The sequence below is a fragment of the Bacillus sp. AFS037270 genome (genome assembly GCF_002585305.1).
In genome coordinates this window covers 101793-118123 of the sequence record NZ_NUNF01000019.1, presented here as the reverse complement: position 1 = coordinate 118123, position 16331 = coordinate 101793, and the positions used below count along the sequence as shown (strand labels likewise).

Annotated in this window: 17 protein-coding genes; 15 read left to right on the top strand and 2 right to left on the bottom strand. The window is 39.8% G+C overall.

Going from position 1 to position 16331, the window contains the following annotated elements; genetic code table 11:
* Window positions 1-4 precede the first annotated feature (4 nt).
* The 15 genes from allB to COD92_RS09970 all read left to right on the top strand — a co-directional run bounded on the left by allB (window position 5) and on the right by COD92_RS09970 (window position 14545).
* Window positions 5-1408: an allantoinase AllB gene (gene allB / locus COD92_RS10040; RefSeq protein ID WP_098527382.1), complete on the top strand. Its 1404-nt coding sequence runs from the start codon at window positions 5-7 to the stop codon at window positions 1406-1408.
* 18 nt (window positions 1409-1426) lie between these two features.
* On the top strand, window positions 1427-1729 hold the full coding sequence (locus tag COD92_RS10035) for an urease subunit gamma (RefSeq protein WP_098527381.1): 303 nt from the start codon (window positions 1427-1429) through the stop codon (window positions 1727-1729).
* Between the two features lie 180 nt (window positions 1730-1909).
* Entirely contained in the window at window positions 1910-2245 is a 336-nt protein-coding gene (locus COD92_RS10030) for an urease subunit beta (RefSeq protein WP_098996245.1), read from the top strand.
* On the top strand, window positions 2235-3947 hold the full coding sequence (ureC, locus tag COD92_RS10025) for an urease subunit alpha (RefSeq protein WP_098996244.1): 1713 nt from the start codon (window positions 2235-2237) through the stop codon (window positions 3945-3947). The genes COD92_RS10030 and ureC overlap by 11 nt, the downstream gene beginning before the upstream one ends.
* Window positions 3948-3973: 26 nt before the next feature.
* Window positions 3974-4420 carry an urease accessory protein UreE gene (gene ureE / locus COD92_RS10020; protein ID WP_098527378.1) on the top strand — a complete coding sequence of 149 codons (447 nt, stop codon included), beginning with the start codon at window positions 3974-3976 and terminating at the stop codon, window positions 4418-4420.
* Complete coding sequence (locus COD92_RS10015) at window positions 4413-5099, top strand: urease accessory protein UreF (protein ID WP_098996243.1); 687 nt, start codon at window positions 4413-4415, stop codon at window positions 5097-5099. The genes ureE and COD92_RS10015 overlap by 8 nt, the downstream gene beginning before the upstream one ends.
* Window positions 5100-5124: 25 nt before the next feature.
* Entirely contained in the window at window positions 5125-5736 is a 612-nt protein-coding gene (ureG, locus tag COD92_RS10010; protein ID WP_098996242.1) for an urease accessory protein UreG, read from the top strand.
* Between the two features lie 6 nt (window positions 5737-5742).
* Window positions 5743-6555: an urease accessory protein UreD gene (locus COD92_RS10005; RefSeq protein WP_098996280.1), complete on the top strand. Its 813-nt coding sequence runs from the start codon at window positions 5743-5745 to the stop codon at window positions 6553-6555.
* Between the two features lie 75 nt (window positions 6556-6630).
* Window positions 6631-7086, top strand: coding sequence for an SRPBCC family protein (locus COD92_RS10000; RefSeq protein WP_098996241.1), 456 nt, complete (start codon window positions 6631-6633; stop codon window positions 7084-7086).
* Between the two features lie 85 nt (window positions 7087-7171).
* On the top strand, window positions 7172-8107 hold the full coding sequence (locus COD92_RS09995) for a dipeptidase (RefSeq protein WP_098996240.1): 936 nt from the start codon (window positions 7172-7174) through the stop codon (window positions 8105-8107).
* Between the two features lie 240 nt (window positions 8108-8347).
* A complete protein-coding gene (locus COD92_RS09990; protein WP_098996239.1) occupies window positions 8348-10687 on the top strand; it encodes a helix-turn-helix domain-containing protein in 2340 nt (779 codons plus the stop codon).
* Between the two features lie 273 nt (window positions 10688-10960).
* Window positions 10961-12367 (top strand): MFS transporter, encoded by a 1407-nt coding sequence (locus COD92_RS09985; RefSeq protein ID WP_098996238.1) that lies wholly within the window; start codon window positions 10961-10963, stop codon window positions 12365-12367.
* Between the two features lie 55 nt (window positions 12368-12422).
* Complete coding sequence (locus COD92_RS09980) at window positions 12423-13610, top strand: amidohydrolase (RefSeq protein WP_098996237.1); 1188 nt, start codon at window positions 12423-12425, stop codon at window positions 13608-13610.
* 237 nt (window positions 13611-13847) lie between these two features.
* Window positions 13848-14081, top strand: coding sequence for an excisionase family DNA-binding protein (locus COD92_RS09975; RefSeq protein ID WP_098527370.1), 234 nt, complete (start codon window positions 13848-13850; stop codon window positions 14079-14081).
* Between the two features lie 92 nt (window positions 14082-14173).
* Complete coding sequence (locus COD92_RS09970) at window positions 14174-14545, top strand: DUF488 domain-containing protein (protein WP_098996236.1); 372 nt, start codon at window positions 14174-14176, stop codon at window positions 14543-14545.
* A gap of 57 nt (window positions 14546-14602) precedes the next feature.
* Here COD92_RS09970 and COD92_RS09965 read toward each other — a convergent pair whose 3' ends face one another.
* Window positions 14603-15424, bottom strand: a complete 822-nt coding sequence (locus tag COD92_RS09965) for a YitT family protein (RefSeq protein WP_176541032.1) — start codon at window positions 15422-15424, stop codon at window positions 14603-14605.
* A gap of 214 nt (window positions 15425-15638) precedes the next feature.
* Window positions 15639-16286 (bottom strand): PAQR family membrane homeostasis protein TrhA, encoded by a 648-nt coding sequence (gene trhA, locus COD92_RS09960; protein WP_098527367.1) that lies wholly within the window; start codon window positions 16284-16286, stop codon window positions 15639-15641.
* Window positions 16287-16331: the final 45 nt, after the last annotated feature.

Genomic DNA, 16331 nt, shown 5'->3' with positions numbered 1-16331 from the left:
ACCGATGGCTAAAGTTCTAACTGAAGTAGTTAAGGAGGATAAAAAAACAACAGAGCTATTGATAAAGAATGGCCTTGTCTTTACTGAAGAAGGATTTCGTGAGGTAACCATTAAAATTATCGACGAGAAGATTGTCTCACTTGTGGAGAGTGAAGCAGGTCCGTTGATTGAGACAGCGGAAAACATTATCGATGCAAGTGGCTGCCTAGTGGTTCCCGGATTTATCGATGCCCATGTTCATTTTAATGATCCAGGCAGAACCGATTGGGAAGGGATTGAGACAGGAAGTCGTGCCGCCGCAATGGGTGGGACGACCACCATTTTTGATATGCCGCTAAATTGTTCCCCATCTACCATAAGCTTACAAAATTTAACTGATAAGAGAGAGTATTTAACGTCATTATCCCATATCGATTATGCCCTCTGGGGCGGGATGACTGGTACTAACCTAAATAATAGACAGGAATTAGCCCAAATGAGTGAGGGAGTGATTGCCTGGAAGTCATTTATGAGTGAAAGTGGGATCGATGACTTTCAATACTTATCTCCCACTGAATTGAAACAAGCCATGCTAGCGGCAAAGGACCATGGCAAAGTACTCGCCCTCCACGCGGAATGGGAAAAGGATATTGCTAGACTTATAGCTTTTAATAAACAGCATCCTTGGCTGAATGAACGAAGTGCTTATTTAGCGAGCAGACCAATCTCGGCAGAAGAAAAGGCAGTAAGTTATGCGTTAGAGCTTGCCGCCAAATATGGAACAGCTCTTCATTTTGTTCATATTAGTTCACCCAAAGTTGTCGGTCTTATCGAGCAAGCTAAAAAAAGCGGCGTGAACGTAACAGTGGAAACCTGCCCCCACTATTTAATCTTTGATGAAGAGGATTTTCTCAGGGAGGGAGCGATTCTCAAATGTGCACCGCCGTTAAGACCACGTGAAGCTGTCGAAGGATTATGGGACTGTGTTGCAAATGGCATGATTGACACAATTGGGTCTGATCATTCCCCATGTCTTTATTCCATGAAGTCAACCGATTCGATCTGGGAAGCTTGGGGTGGTATCCAAGGAGTTCAATTTACGTGGCTGGCAATGGTTGATGAGGCTTTGAAACGTGGAGTGCCTCTTAAACAGATTTTCCCTTTAGGAACCTCCAATGTCGCAGACCGCTTTGGAATTGAGGAAAGAAAAGGAAGAATTAGTCCGGGGTTAGATGCCGATTTAGTCTTCTTTTGTTTAGATGAAACGACTGTTGCCGAAAAAGAGTCTTTTGGATTTCGAAATGCCTATTCCCCTTATGAAGGCAGGGTATTTTCAACCAAGGTTAAGAAGACGATGCTGCGTGGCAAGGTGATTTATGACGATCAAAATGGAGTAACAAATGACAAAATGGGTGTCTGCCTGAACTAAGGGAGTGAGGTAAAAGGAATGAAACTTACCCAGAGAGAGCAGGAGAAATTAATGGTCGTGGTGGCAGCCGATTTAGCGAGGCGCCGGAAGGACCGCGGCTTAAAACTTAATTATCCGGAAGCAGTTGCGCTTATAACGTACGAAATAATGGAGGGAGCAAGGGATGGAAAATCGGTTGCGGAATTAATGAGTGCGGGGACCAAAATTTTAGCCTCGGAAGATGTCATGGAAGGTATTCCTGAAATGATTCGGGACATTCAGGTCGAGGCGACATTCCCTGATGGCACAAAACTAGTAACCGTACATCAACCGATTCGATAAAAATTTCGGGTTTTAGGGCTATTCAACGAAATTAGTGAGTTATTCTACGAAACTAAGGGAGTTTTCTACGTTTTCTAGGATCAATTCTACAAAAATTAAATTATTACTACGAAATAACCAAACTATTCTACAAGTAATGTAAAAAATTTACAATATGCCATTTTTTACGGAGTGAAAAGTATGATTCCAGGTGAATACCGCTTAAGAAAGGACCCAATTATTTGTAATCAAGGAAGGCCTGCTTCAAGGGTCATGGTGCTCAATCTTGGAGACCGACCGATCCAAATAGGGTCACATTTTCATTTTTATGAGGTAAACGCAGCACTGCAATTTGACCGCGATCAAACATATGGCAAACACTTAAATATCCCTGCAGGCACGGCTGTAAGGTTTGAACCTGGCGACGCAAAAGAAGTAGAGCTCGTTCCCTTCGCGGGCCGCCGCGAAGTTTATGGATTAAATAATCAAACAAATGGTCCTCTAGATACTAAAAAGGAGGGACATCATGAGCTTTAGAATGTCGAGAAAGCAATATGCGGATATGTTTGGTCCCACAACAGGGGATGCCATCCGCCTTGCTGACACTGATTTATTTATTGAAATAGAAAAGGACTTTACCGTTTACGGCGATGAAGTGAAGTTCGGCGGCGGTAAAGTGATTCGGGATGGGATGGGACAGCATCCGCTCGCAACCCGAGCAGACGGAGCGCTCGATACTGTGATTACCAATGCCATTATCGTCGATTATACTAGGATCTATAAAGCGGACATCGGGATTCGTGATGGACGGATTGCTGGTATAGGTAAAAGCGGAAATCCGCTTGTGATGGAAAAAGTGGATATGATTATTGGGGCCTCAACAGAGGTCATTGCCGGGGAAGGGATGATCGTCACGGCCGGCGGCATTGATGCTCATATTCATTTTATTAGCCCGCAGCAAATTGAAACCGCCCTATCCTCAGGGATTACGACCATGATTGGAGGCGGCACAGGTCCTGCGACTGGAACCAATGCCACAACCTGTACACCGGGTGAATGGAATATCCATCGTATGTTAGAAGCAGCAGAGGAATTCCCTATGAATTTGGGATTTTTAGGAAAAGGAAATTCGTCCGCACGAGAACCGTTAATTGAACAAATTAATGCTGGGGTCATTGGCCTAAAGCTTCATGAAGACTGGGGGACAACGGCATCGGCAATCGACCATTGCCTTAGGGTTGCAGACCAGTATGATGTCCAGGTCGCGATCCACACCGATACCTTAAATGAGGGCGGGTTTGTCGAAGATACCTTGGCAGCGATCAATGGACGGGTCATCCATACATATCATACGGAAGGGGCAGGAGGCGGGCATGCCCCTGATATTATTAAGGTTGCCAGCTATCCCTATATTCTTCCGTCTTCTACTAATCCAACCCGTCCCTATACAAAAAATACCTTAGATGAACATCTTGATATGTTGATGGTATGCCATCACTTAGACCCTGAGGTACCGGAGGATATTGCTTTTGCCGATTCAAGGATTCGCAAAGAAACGATTGCGGCCGAAGATATTCTCCATGATTTGGGCGTATTTAGTATGATTAGTTCCGATTCACAGGCGATGGGCCGTGTGGGAGAGGTTATTACCCGGACATGGCAAACTGCGGATAAAATGAGAAAGCAAAGAGGAAAGATGCCAGAGGATACCGGTGTGGGCGACAATTTTCGGGTCAAACGCTACATTGCCAAGTATACGATTAATCCGGCGATTACTCATGGTATTGCGGAGGAGGTTGGTTCTATTGAGGCAGGAAAACTGGCCGACCTCGTCATCTGGGATCCGGCATTTTTTGGTGTTAAGCCTGAACTGGTACTAAAAGGCGGTATGATTGCCCACAGTCTGATGGGTGATCCGAATGCTTCAATTCCCACTCCTCAGCCTGTAATATACCGCCCTATGTTCGCTTCCTATGGAAAAGCAAAATATTCTACTTCGATTACCTTTATGTCAAAGGCAGCGATTAATCTTGGTGTTCCACAGCAGCTCGGATTAAAAAAGCTGATCAAACCGGTTCAGGGAATTCGTCACTTAAGCAAGACAGATATGAAGCTAAATAGTGAAATGCCCAAAATAGATGTGGATCCACAAACCTATGAAGTCATGGTGGACGGGGAACTTGTGACCTGTGATCCGGCTGAGATTCTGCCGATGGCACAGCGCTACTTTTTATTTTAAAAGAGGATCAGTAAAGGGGGATAAAGATGATTATTGAACAAATCGTTGGGAATGTTGAGGATATCCCATCCTCTGGCAGGCATATCGAAAAGGTCTATTTATCAAGCGATGATTTGGTGAAGCGCATCCAGCGGGTGACTACCGACCATGGGAAAGAGGTGGGGATTCGCTTAAAGGAGCCTAAAGATCTTATAGATGGCGATATATTATATATGGATGAACACAATATGATTGTCATAAGTGTGATGAATGATGACTTGCTGGTGATTCAGCCTGCGAATATAAAGCAAATGGGGGAGATTGCCCATCAGCTCGGGAACCGCCATCTGCCAGCTCAATTTGAAGGTGAAGATATGCTCGTCCAATTTGATTACCTTGTTCAGGAGCTCCTAGAACAATTAGATGTGCCATATTCAAGGCAAATAAGAAAAGTAAAAAAAGCTTTCCGTCATATCGGTCATCATCATGGATAATCAGCTATTAGCTTTGCTGCAATTTGGCGATTCGAACTTTCCTTCAGGAGCCTTTTCCCATTCACTTGGTCTTGAAACCTATATACAGGAAGGCATGATTCATGATAAAGAAACATTCTTTAGTTGGATTAGAATGTTTTTAGAAAAACAACTAGCTGCAACTGATGGGCTCGCTTGCCGGTTGGCTATTGATGCCTTAAGACAGAATCAAATAGAGGAGGTTTGGGCCCTCGACCGAAAGCTTTATATACAAAATATTCCTAAAGAAACCCGCCAAGCTAATAGGAGAATTGGCGAAAGGCTGATTAAAATGGGCAGGGATCTATATTCAATTCCATTATTAGAAGATTATCAGATGAAAATAAAGCACAGTGAAGCCTATGGACATCCTGCCATTGTATTTGCGATTATTAGTCAATTTTTAAAAATAGATCAATATCAAATTATGTTGACCTATCTATATTCTACTGTCGGCACACTAGTTCAAAATGCGGTACGCGGTATTCCGCTTGGTCAAACAGCGGGTCAACAAGTTCTTTTAGAGCTTCAACCATATCTAGTAGAAACGGTAAAACAAATAGACAAAATGGAGCATGATGACTTTGGTGCAGTTGCCCCTGGGATTGAAATTGCCCAAATGCGTCATGAGAGGCTGCATGTACGGTTATTTATGTCCTGAAAAATAAAAGAAAGAAGGGGAGAAGATGGAGCCTATACGAATTGGAATTGGCGGGCCGGTTGGAGCAGGAAAAACCATGCTGGTCGAGCGGTTAACGAGACATCTAAATGATGAATTTAAAATGGCTGTCGTAACGAATGATATTTACACAAAGGAAGATGCCCAATTTTTAATTAAAAATAGTGTGCTGCCTGGTGACCGAATAATTGGCGTGGAAACGGGAGGCTGTCCGCATACCGCGATACGGGAAGATGCATCGATGAATTTTGCTGCGATTGATGAATTAAAGGAAAAACATCCTGACCTTTCGATTATTTTTGTCGAGAGCGGAGGGGATAACTTGGCTGCTACCTTTAGTCCGGAACTGGTCGATTTCTCTATTTACATAATTGATGTCGCCCAGGGGGAAAAAATACCTCGTAAAGGCGGCCAAGGGATGATTAAATCTGATCTGTTTATTATCAACAAGATTGATTTGGCACCATATGTGGGGGCGAGTTTGGAGGTCATGGAATCAGATACGAAGGCAGCCAGAGGCACAAGGCCATACATTTTTACGAATTTAAAAACCGATACAGGCCTTGACCAGGTAATTGATTGGATAAAAAGGAATACGTTGTTAGTAGGATTGGGATAGGTGGAAATGTGGACTGGATACCTAAGCCTGATGGCTTCCAAAAAAGGGGATCACACCATTTTAAAGGACTCGTATTCAGAGGGGGCTTTTAAAATCACTAGACCCGTTTACCTTACCACAAGCGGCGAGGCCTATTTTTATATCATGAATCCCGGTGGAGGCTACGTTGACGGGGATACTTATAAAATCAATATTGGGGTGGAAGAAGCCGCAAGCGTGGTTGTGACAACCCAATCCTCTACTAAAATTTATAAAACACGAAATCGACCGGCTTTTCAGGAGACGAACATCTATTTAAAAAGTGGAAGTGTTTTAGAGTATTTGCCAGACCCTGTCATTGCCTATCAGAATGCTCGTTTTAAGCAGACGATGGTGGTGAAGATGGAGAAAGATGCTTCGTTCATTTGCTCGGACATTTTTACCCCGGGCTGGGCTCCTGATGGAACTCTTTTTCAATATGACTTCCTCCAGTCAAAAATGGAAATTTACATGGGGGATCGACTGGTACTTTTTGATCATATTAAATTACAACCCGACAAAGATATTGACGGGATTGGCATGATGGAGGGTTATACTCATTTTGGGTCATTGATCGTTATTGATCATCGGATTAATTCAGCTGCGGTTGAGGAGCTGCAAGAAAGGTTTGATGAGTACCTGGATGCTAGAATCGGTATATCGATGCTGGGCGTTCCGGGTTTTGCGGTGAGAGTTTTAGCGAATTCGACACAGGGGATTGAAAAGGTCCAATCCATCTGTCATGAAACCATCCGACGGAACATATTGAAAACAGATCCTGTTTTTCTAAGAAAATATTAAACGGCAGGTGGTTTGGACCACCGCCGATTTTTTCTTTATAATCGAAATAATACTTTACCAGTTTTGGAGGGCCAGATGACTAAATTATTTGTTGACAAGACGATTGAAATTAATGCTCCTGCTTCAAAGGTTTGGGATGTCTTAACAATTAGTGAATTAAATCGTCAGTGGGCAGTCGAGTTTTCCAGTGGAGGGCCAGAGTTTCATCTAGAGTCAACATGGGAGTTAGGAAGTCCAGTCTATTGGAAAGGCCAGGACGGGACCGTGATTGTGGAGGGAAATGTAACCTCTGTCCAGCAAAACAAACTTCTCCATTTTACTGTCTTTGATGTTCGAATGGCAGAAAGACCAAAGGTTACGAAGGAAGATGGAATTACTTTTCAATTAGATGAAGTGGAAGGCAAGACGACCCTTCATATTCTGCAAGGTGATTTTTCGGCGATGGCAGATGGTCAAATCTATCGAGATGCCAGCGCTGAAATTTGGGATAAGGTCCTGCCCAAAGTGAAAAAGATGGCGGAGGAAAACTAAAGCCGCTATTAATCGGGTTAGATATTTTTATATCTGACCTTTTTTTGTTATGGTAAAATTTTTATAAAAAGGAGTTTTGGAAAAAATGAATATTATCGATCTGCATTGCGATGCCTTGATGAAACTCCAAGAAGCAAAGGGCTCCTTACGATTTGCTGATGCAAAGGAACTCAATACCAATAAGAATCGGTTACAAGCCGGCCAGGTCAAAGTCCAATGCTTTGCCATCTTTATTGAGCCGGATATTAAAGGCGATCAGAAGTTTCAGGTCGCTCTTGAGCAAATTGATTATTTTTATAAGGAAGTTCTCGGTCGTAATCCAGATATGGTCCATATCAAAGAGTGGTCGGACTTTGACCGTTTGAAGCTTGGGCAGATAGGAGCGATGTTAACACTTGAGGGTGTAGATGCCATCGGAAATGATTTGGCGAAGCTTCATATTCTGTATCAGCTTGGGGTGCGCTCTGTGGGATTGACCTGGAACCAAGCAAATCTTGCTGCTGACGGTGCCGGGGAACCGCGCGGAGGAGGGCTGACTCTGTTTGGCAAGGAGATTGTTAAGTTTAATAATCAACATCAAATTCTTACGGATGTATCTCATCTGAGTGACAAAGGAATTTGGGATGTTATTGAATTAGCAAGGTATCCGATTGCCAGCCATTCCAATGCCCGCGCTCTTTGTAACCATCCTCGGAATTTAACGGACGAACAGGCGAAGGCTATGTTTGCGCGAGGCGGATTGGTCCATGTGGTTTATAATCCTCCGTTTATTAAGGAAAGTGGAGTAGTGACTATTTCAGATTTGGTCAAACACATTGATCATTTTTGTTCCCTAGGGGGCGTGAAGCAAATTGGCTTGGGTTCTGATTTTGATGGTATTACTGCCTTTGTCAAGGATTTGGAAGATGCCTCTAAGAGTCAAAATCTGATTAATGAATTGTTGAAGCATTTTAAAGAGGAAGAGGTAAGAGGCTTTGCCTGCGAAAACTTTCTTAATCACCGTCCGGGGATTGGGCGTTAATTTGGATTAAAACAGGTCATCATTTTAAGAGCTTCAAACCCTTGAGAGAGAAGGGTTTGAAGCTTTTTTGTTCTTTTTTAACCCAACTACCGATCTATTTTTTGGGAAAGGGCTGTTTCTTCAAAATAAACGAAGGATATAGTAAACATAATACATCTCAAGCAGTTTTTGTAAATGTCGTTATTTAAATATAATATTTGGCACAGGTTCAAAACAGACCAGACGAAGAGAGGGCAAGGAATGGAAAACGTAGAGGACTTTCAATTGCACTTACAAAACATAGAGTTTCTATCATCAAGAATCTACCAAGGAATTGAGATTCTTCTTGTACTTGATGGTGAATTAGTTGTTGAAATGGATAGCGGATTTTTTCAGCTGCAAGAAAATGACCTGCTTGTGATAAACCGAAATCAATTATATAAAGTGCGCGCTGTAAAGAAAAATACTGTTTTAACATTAAGTATTCCAGATACATTTATTTCGAAATATTATCAGGAGTACCGTCATTATCATTTTAATTTATTTTCGCGGCAAGTTGATCGAGGAAAAGAAAATATTATTGTACAGATGCGTAAATTTCTCTCTGAATTGTTGGTTACCTATTGCAGACATGAAGAAGGGAGTCAGCTAGAATTACATATTTTAATTTGTAGAATTTTGCTTACTTTGATTCTAAGATTTAAAGGGGACAGAAACAATGTTGAAGAAATAACTGTCAAAAATCAGCGATTAAAAGAGATTATCTGCTATTTAAAGCAGCATTTTGACGAACCAATCACGTTAGAAGATGTAGCTCATCATTTTTATCTGTCTCCCAGTTATTTGTCCCGATATTTTAAACAGCAATTAGATATAGGCTTTAGCCGTTTTTTAATGAATATTAGGTTAGAACACAGTGTAAAAGATTTACTCTATTCTAACGATTCCATCACATATATTTCAATGAAAAATGGCTTCCCTAACACAAAATCATTTACAAATTTATTTAAAGAGATGCATGGAGAGACACCTCATTCTTTTCGTGAAAAGAACAAGCAGGAACAAGTGAATTTAGTGGAAAATTATCAGTTGCAAGATTCAGGGACACTTCTTAGTTCCCCGGAAATTATAATGAAAATAGGGGATTTACTATCAGAGGGGGATACTTCATCATCCTTTAGTAATACAGAAACTCACTTCGAAGAATTAAAAATTGACTTATCTGCTACTAACAGTAGACTATTGGTTCATCCTTCCAATATTTTATCGATTGGTGAATTGAGAGAACTACAAAAAGATAACGTTCGCAGGCAAGTGATATTAGCTAAAAAAGGATTGAATATAAAGTATATCAGCATACATAAGTTATTAAGTGGAGGAACAATATCTTCGGCAGTAGAAACAGATGAATTAATACCGACAACATCGCCTTACTATAATTCAGATGAAGTGATTCAATTTGTAAAAACAAATGATTTATCATTATTTATACAAGTAAATTATAAAGGCATCTCCTCAGATGAAAATGCATACCTTCAAAAGCTTGAACATTTTTTAAGACATTGCTTGCAAGTATTTGGTGAAAATTATGTAAGCTCCTGGTATTTTGTGTACTTAACAAATGATGAAGCTTTAGATCATAAAAGGTTAGAACGTTTCTATTTATCATTACACAAATTATTGAAAACAATGGTTCCTTCTATTCAAGTTGGCGTATTATTACCATTTTCATTTCAAACTGGGACAACAGATGACAAGCATAGATGGGTACTGCACCAAGAAGAGCAAATTGATTTTATTGCTTTTCAAGCGAACCCTAATGAAATCGTCGATTTTAAAGAATTAATCGATGATAATTATCTATTAGCAAAAGATTTTATTAGAAAAAAAACGGAGAAAATAAAGCACTATTTAAAAAGTCATTCGATAGAAAAACCCCTGCATTTGCTTACTTGGAGTTCCTTTTCAGGAAATACTCGTTATACGAATGGAACATTTTTCCGTGGAGCGTTAATATTGAATGATGCAATTAACGCAGCGGAAGATGTAAAATCACTCGGTTTCTGGATTAATTCTGAAATACATGAAAAAAGTGTAGGAGGAAAGAGTATTCCACTAGAAGGAATGGAATTGTTTCATTATTTTAATGGAAAACGTCCTGCCTATTATGCAATGTCATTTTTCAACAGACTGCAAGGCAGGGTGATTGCAAAAGGGGATTTTTATATTATGACGGAAAATGAAAGAGGCTATCAGATTGTGTTAATAAATCACAATATTGTTAATCCTTATTTTTCTATAGAGGAAACTTTTCTACAAAAATTAATGAAAGAAGTACGAGTAACGATAAAAGGAATCCCTAGCGGAGAATATCAAATACGTAAATATGTTTTTGATAAAGACCACGGGGCTTTGTATAAGAATTGGTGGCAAAATAACAGTAAATTTGGAATGGATGCCGAGATTATTGACTATATTACACATTCAAGTCAACCATCTTTAGAAGTATTTGATGAAATGATTGACGCGGAATGGTCGTTTTATTCTTACTTAACCATGAATGCGATTCATTTTTTTGAACTAAGAAAAGTATTTCTTTAAAAGAGAATGAATCTTTAAATATTTTCACCTGAACAATCTGTTGCTTTACTTATTCAATCTATTTACACAGTAAAGGTAAAAAATATACCGTCAAATTTCGTTTAGATATTTTCTGCGTTTATAAATGCATGTATCCGATAGCTTAATTTGGATAAAAAATGGCTCCTTTTTACAGGGAGTCTTTTTTATAATATAGACATACCACCGGTGTTATTAAGAAAAATTATTAAAATGCAAGATACTTATAAATTTTGCATTTGAGGAGGTAAAAGAATGGAAACCTATAAAGGTACAAATAAATTGATTACCGGGATTGTGTTTGGCGTTATTACATTCTGGCTGTTTGCTCAAGCCATGGTTAACGTAGTGCCAGCTGTACAATCAGATTTAGGTATTTCACTTGGAACATTGAATATTGCAATTAGCTTAACTTCGTTATTCTCAGGTATGTTTATTGTAGGTGCTGGTGGTCTAGCGGATAAAATAGGACGGAAAAAAGTTACGTATATTGGATTAATATTGAGTGTTATTGGTTCTTTACTCCTTGTGGTGACACAAGGGGCAGCGCTGCTGATTGTTGGACGGATTATTCAAGGTATTTCTGCAGCATGTATTATGCCATCAACCATTGCTCTAGTGAAGGAGTATTATGAGGGAAAAGATCGTCAGCGCGCTCTAAGTTACTGGTCAATCGGGTCTTGGGGTGGATCAGGAGTTTGTTCATTTGCTGGAGGTGCGATTGCAACCTATTTGGGATGGAGATGGATTTTTATTTTCTCCATTATTTTTGCTCTTCTTGGTATGCTGCTTATAAAAGATACCCCAGAAAGTAAAGCAGAATCAAAAGGTGCTTTTAAATTTGACGTTGCAGGATTAATCATTTTGATTATAACGATGCTTGCCTTGAATCTTTTTATTACTCGTGGGTCAGATTGGGGTTGGACAAGCACTCTTACTTTAATTAATTTAGTTGTAGCCATTATCGGAATTATTGCTTTTGTTAAAGTTGAAAAAAACAATGCCATTGCTTTAATCGACTTCTCTTTATTTAAAAACAAACCATATGCAGGTGCAACTTATTCTAACTTCTTATTAAATGCAGTAGCTGGTACATTAGTTGTTGCCAATACGTATGTTCAAGTAGGGCGAGGATTTACTGCTTTCCAATCAGGAATGCTGTCAATTGGTTACTTAATCGCAGTGTTAGCGATGATTCGGGTTGGCGAGAAAATTTTACAAAAAACAGGTGCGAAATCTCCAATGATATGGGGAGCTGTGATTACTACTATTGGTGTAGCACTTATGGGTTTAACCTTCTTACAAGGTTTTGCTTATACAATTGTTGTGTTCATTGGTTTTGCATTATTTGGTTTAGGACTTGGCATCTATGCAACTCCATCTACAGATACTTCCGTATCCAATGCTCCTTCAGATAAAGTTGGGGCGGCTGCAGGGGTTTACAAAATGGCAAGCTCACTTGGAGGAGCATTCGGTGTTGCCATTTCTGCAGCAGTTTATGGTGCCGTTACAAATGCTGCTAGTATTGAAGTTGCCGCAGCAGGAGGAGTTATCGTCAATGTCATTTTTGGTATCCTTTCTATATTCTCTATCGTGCTAATGGTTCCCAAGAATGCAGGAAAGGAACATAAAGAAAATGTACTCAACAAAAAGGCTGGTTAATGTTTCCATTAGTCGTACTAAATAAATGAGTAGGAATGTAATGGAGGGAAAAAAAATGAAAGACAAATTGATGAAAATGTTAGAAGAGCGTAAAAAAGAAATGATTGAAATTCGTCGATATCTTCATGAAAATCCTGAACTTTCATTTGAAGAAGAAAATACAAGTAAGTATATTGAAGAGTTTTATAAAGGTAAAGATGTCGAAGTACAAACCAATGTTGGCGGCGGACATGGCCTTATCGTGACCATAACTGGTGGAGAACCTGGAAAAACAATTGGGCTGCGTGCTGATTTTGATGCGCTTCCAATTTTTGAAGAAACTGATGTACCATTTAAATCGAAAAAACCAGGTGTCATGCATGCTTGCGCTCATGATGGACATACCGCTTATCTGATGATTCTTGCTGACTGCTTAATTCAACTCAAGGATGAAATCCCTGGCAAGATCAAAATTATTCATCAACCTGCTGAGGAGGTACCGCCTGGTGGAGCAATCGGGATGATCAAATCGGGTTTACTGGATGACTTAGATCATATTTTCGGGATCCATTTACTGCCGCTTGGACCAGCAGGCGTTGTCGGCTATAACAGCGGCTACGTATTTCCAGGACGTGCCTACTTTAAGTTGAAAGTTCAAGGTACAGGAGGACATGGTTCTTCTCCTCACTTAGCAAATGATGCCATTGTAGCTGCTTCCCATTTCGTAACAGCTATTCAAACGGTTGTCAGCCGCCGTTTAAACCCATTTGATATGGGGGTTATTACGATTGGTTCATTTGACGGAAAAGGAACATTCAATGTTATTAAGGATAGTGTAGTGCTCGAAGGTGATGTCCGTGCCATGACAGATGAAACCCGCGAATTAATTGAACAAGAAATTCGCCGCATCGCCAAGGGGGTTGAACAAGAATTTGATGTAACATGTGAACTTACTTATACACCAGATTATCCACCATTATATAACGATCCAGAAGTGACAGAGATGGTTGCTGGATTTTTGAAAAATGCGAATGATAAAGAAATTACGGAAGTAAAGGAATTCCCTAAGATGTCCCCATCAGAAGACTTTGCACACTATGCGAAAAGATTTCCAGCGTGCTTCTTCTACATTTGCTGCACACCAAAAGGGGTAGAAAAACCATACTTTAATCACCATCCAAAATTCGATATTGATGAAGATGCCCTATTAGTAGCCGCAAAAGCAGTCGGTCAAGTTGTTTGTGGTTATTACAAAATAGACTAACACTTTTGAAAATCTTCATTTGATAACAATAAACAAAAACCTCTGCCATGAAATTTACAATGCAGGGGTTTTTAACTGTTTGTTGTCCTTTTTTCTCATTCATTTATTTATGTTCAACCTCTACGGCATTAGTTTGTTGGTGAACGGACAGAAATGAGAATAGTAGAAAATTAAGTAACTCATGCTAAAATAGGCTATAGTAGGCTTTACAAAGTTAGTAGTAGGAGTGACGAAAAAGTGTATTTAACATTAGAGGAAACGGCTAAGTATTTATCGGTGTCTGTACCATATGTAGAGAAACTAATTTTACAAGGTAAAATACGAGTTTTGCATGACGAAGATGGCGTAGTAATGATCTTCAAGAATCAGTTCAAAACACATTTTGAACAGCTTGAGAAATATAAGAAATTAGTGGAGGAATTGAAGAGTGAACCAATTCCAGAAGATATAGATATAAAAGATGAAGACTAAGGCTTTTAGCTTTTTGGTGCCTGACACCATTCGTGGACATTGACCGTTTGGAGTGGACGAATGGAGATTTACCCATAGGGGAGTGATTGTTTTTGTCTAATGTTTTTATTAAAAGAATTTATGAACCTTATGATGAGATGGATGGCTGCAGGATTTTGGTTGACCGGCTGTGGCCACGCGGGATTTCGAAGGATGCAGCTAGATTATCTTTTTGGTTTAAAGAGGTAGCCCCGAGTAATGAGCTGCGGAAGTCATTTTGTCATGTACCGGAACTTTTTGAAGAGTTTCGAACGAAGTATCTTAATGAGCTACGGACGGATAATGAGAAAGGTGATTTAGTCAAGAAAATCCTTGAACTGGCTGAGGAGGATAGGGTGACTCTTTTATATGGAGCAAAAGAAACAGTTTATAATCATGCTCAAGTGTTGATGGACGAGCTTAAAAGACAGGAAGCTGGATCCTAGAACTACTTCATCCTCCAGACAAAAGCAGAAGGCCGAAACGTTAATGGCTGTCTGCTTTTAATTTTTCCGGAATCGTCCCATCACTTCCATCGTTTGCATGATATTCACAAACGCCTGAGGGTCGACATTTTTTATCGTATGCTTTGTTTCATTAAGCTCAAATTTGGTAATAACAGTCGTTAACATTTTCCTTTGCTTATGAGTGTAAGCCCCCTCAACATCGGTCATCGTAACCCCTCTTGCATGCAGTTGAAATAAAGCGTCCGTTAGTTCATGATACTTATCGGTTATAATCGTAATCGTCAATTTATTCTGATTGGTATAAACCATATCGACAGCACGGCCGGCCACATAGATCGCAATTATTGTATAAAGGGTAATATTCCATCCGAAAATCAGTCCAGAACTACCTACCACAAAAAGATTCATAATGGTATTTAAAAAACCAACTTGAATGTTCCTCTTTTTGGCAAGGGTTAAACTGATAATATCAGTTCCACCCGTGGACCCGCCTTGACGGATAATGAGCCCAACAGCAATTCCATAGAGAGCACCGCCAATAATCGAGGAGAGAAGAATATCCGGACTAATGGCCCTAATCGGGATGAATCGCATACTAAGTGATAAAACCAATACCGCATATCCAGTAAACAAGACAAATTTTTTTCCCAAATATTTAATCCCAACGAAAAATAATGGAATATTAATCGCGAGAATAATCAACCCAGTATTAATATGGGTAAAGTGCTGAATTAAAAAGGAGATACCCGTTACACCACCGGACGTCAGCTTATGGGGGATTAGGAATGTATTAAAGGCAAAGCCAAAAAGAATCGAGCATAGTCCAATGACAATAATTTGAAATATTAATCGAAACAAATTAAACACCTCAGTTGTTTTTTAACCAATTTGTTATAAGTTCACATGACCCCAAGTCATTGCCATCTAAATTGGCTAAACGTAATAAGAAGCAGATAAACGTTATTAAAACCTAATCTTAGTTTGAGTCAATATAAAAAGTTTAATGTTAATGAATTTGTATAAAATATGTAATTTTGCAAAATAAAAACGCCTTTGTTAGAGGCGTCTAAAATTAAATCACATATAGGTATACCGTTAAGAAATGTGACAGGGTTCCTAATAAAATAAAAATATGAAAAATCTCGTGGAAGCCTAGATATTTAGTTTCAAGGAACTTCGGTTTTGCCCCGTAAATGACTCCGCCGATCGTATAGAAGATTCCTCCAAGGATAAGTAAGAACAGTCCAATCGAGTTTAGGCTTCCTGTAAGTGGTGAGAAGACAAACACAATCATCCAGCCCATCGCGATGTACAAAGCAGTCGAAATCCAGCGTGGACAAGAAAACCAGACCATTTTAAAAACAACGCCGCTAATCGCAACCGCCGAGATAATTGAAAATAAAATGGCACCTGTTTTTCCGTTCAGACTAATAAAACAAAAAGGCGTATACGTTCCCGCAATCAGAACAAAAATCATCGAATGATCGAGCCGACGTAAAAAGGCGATCACTTTATCTCGTGCAATGACCATATGATATGTCGCTGAAGCAGAGTAAAGCAGGATCATACTGACACCAAAAATAATGACAGCGGTGATCGCAAGCGGAGTTGGGGTGGTCATGGACGCTTTTATGACCATCATGAGCAAACCGACAAAGGATAAAACGGCACCGGCTAAATGGGTTAATCCATTAATGGGTTCTCGAATATAATTATGCATTTATTTGCCTCCTTAACACCACATGTAGTTTTTATAACTACTTAT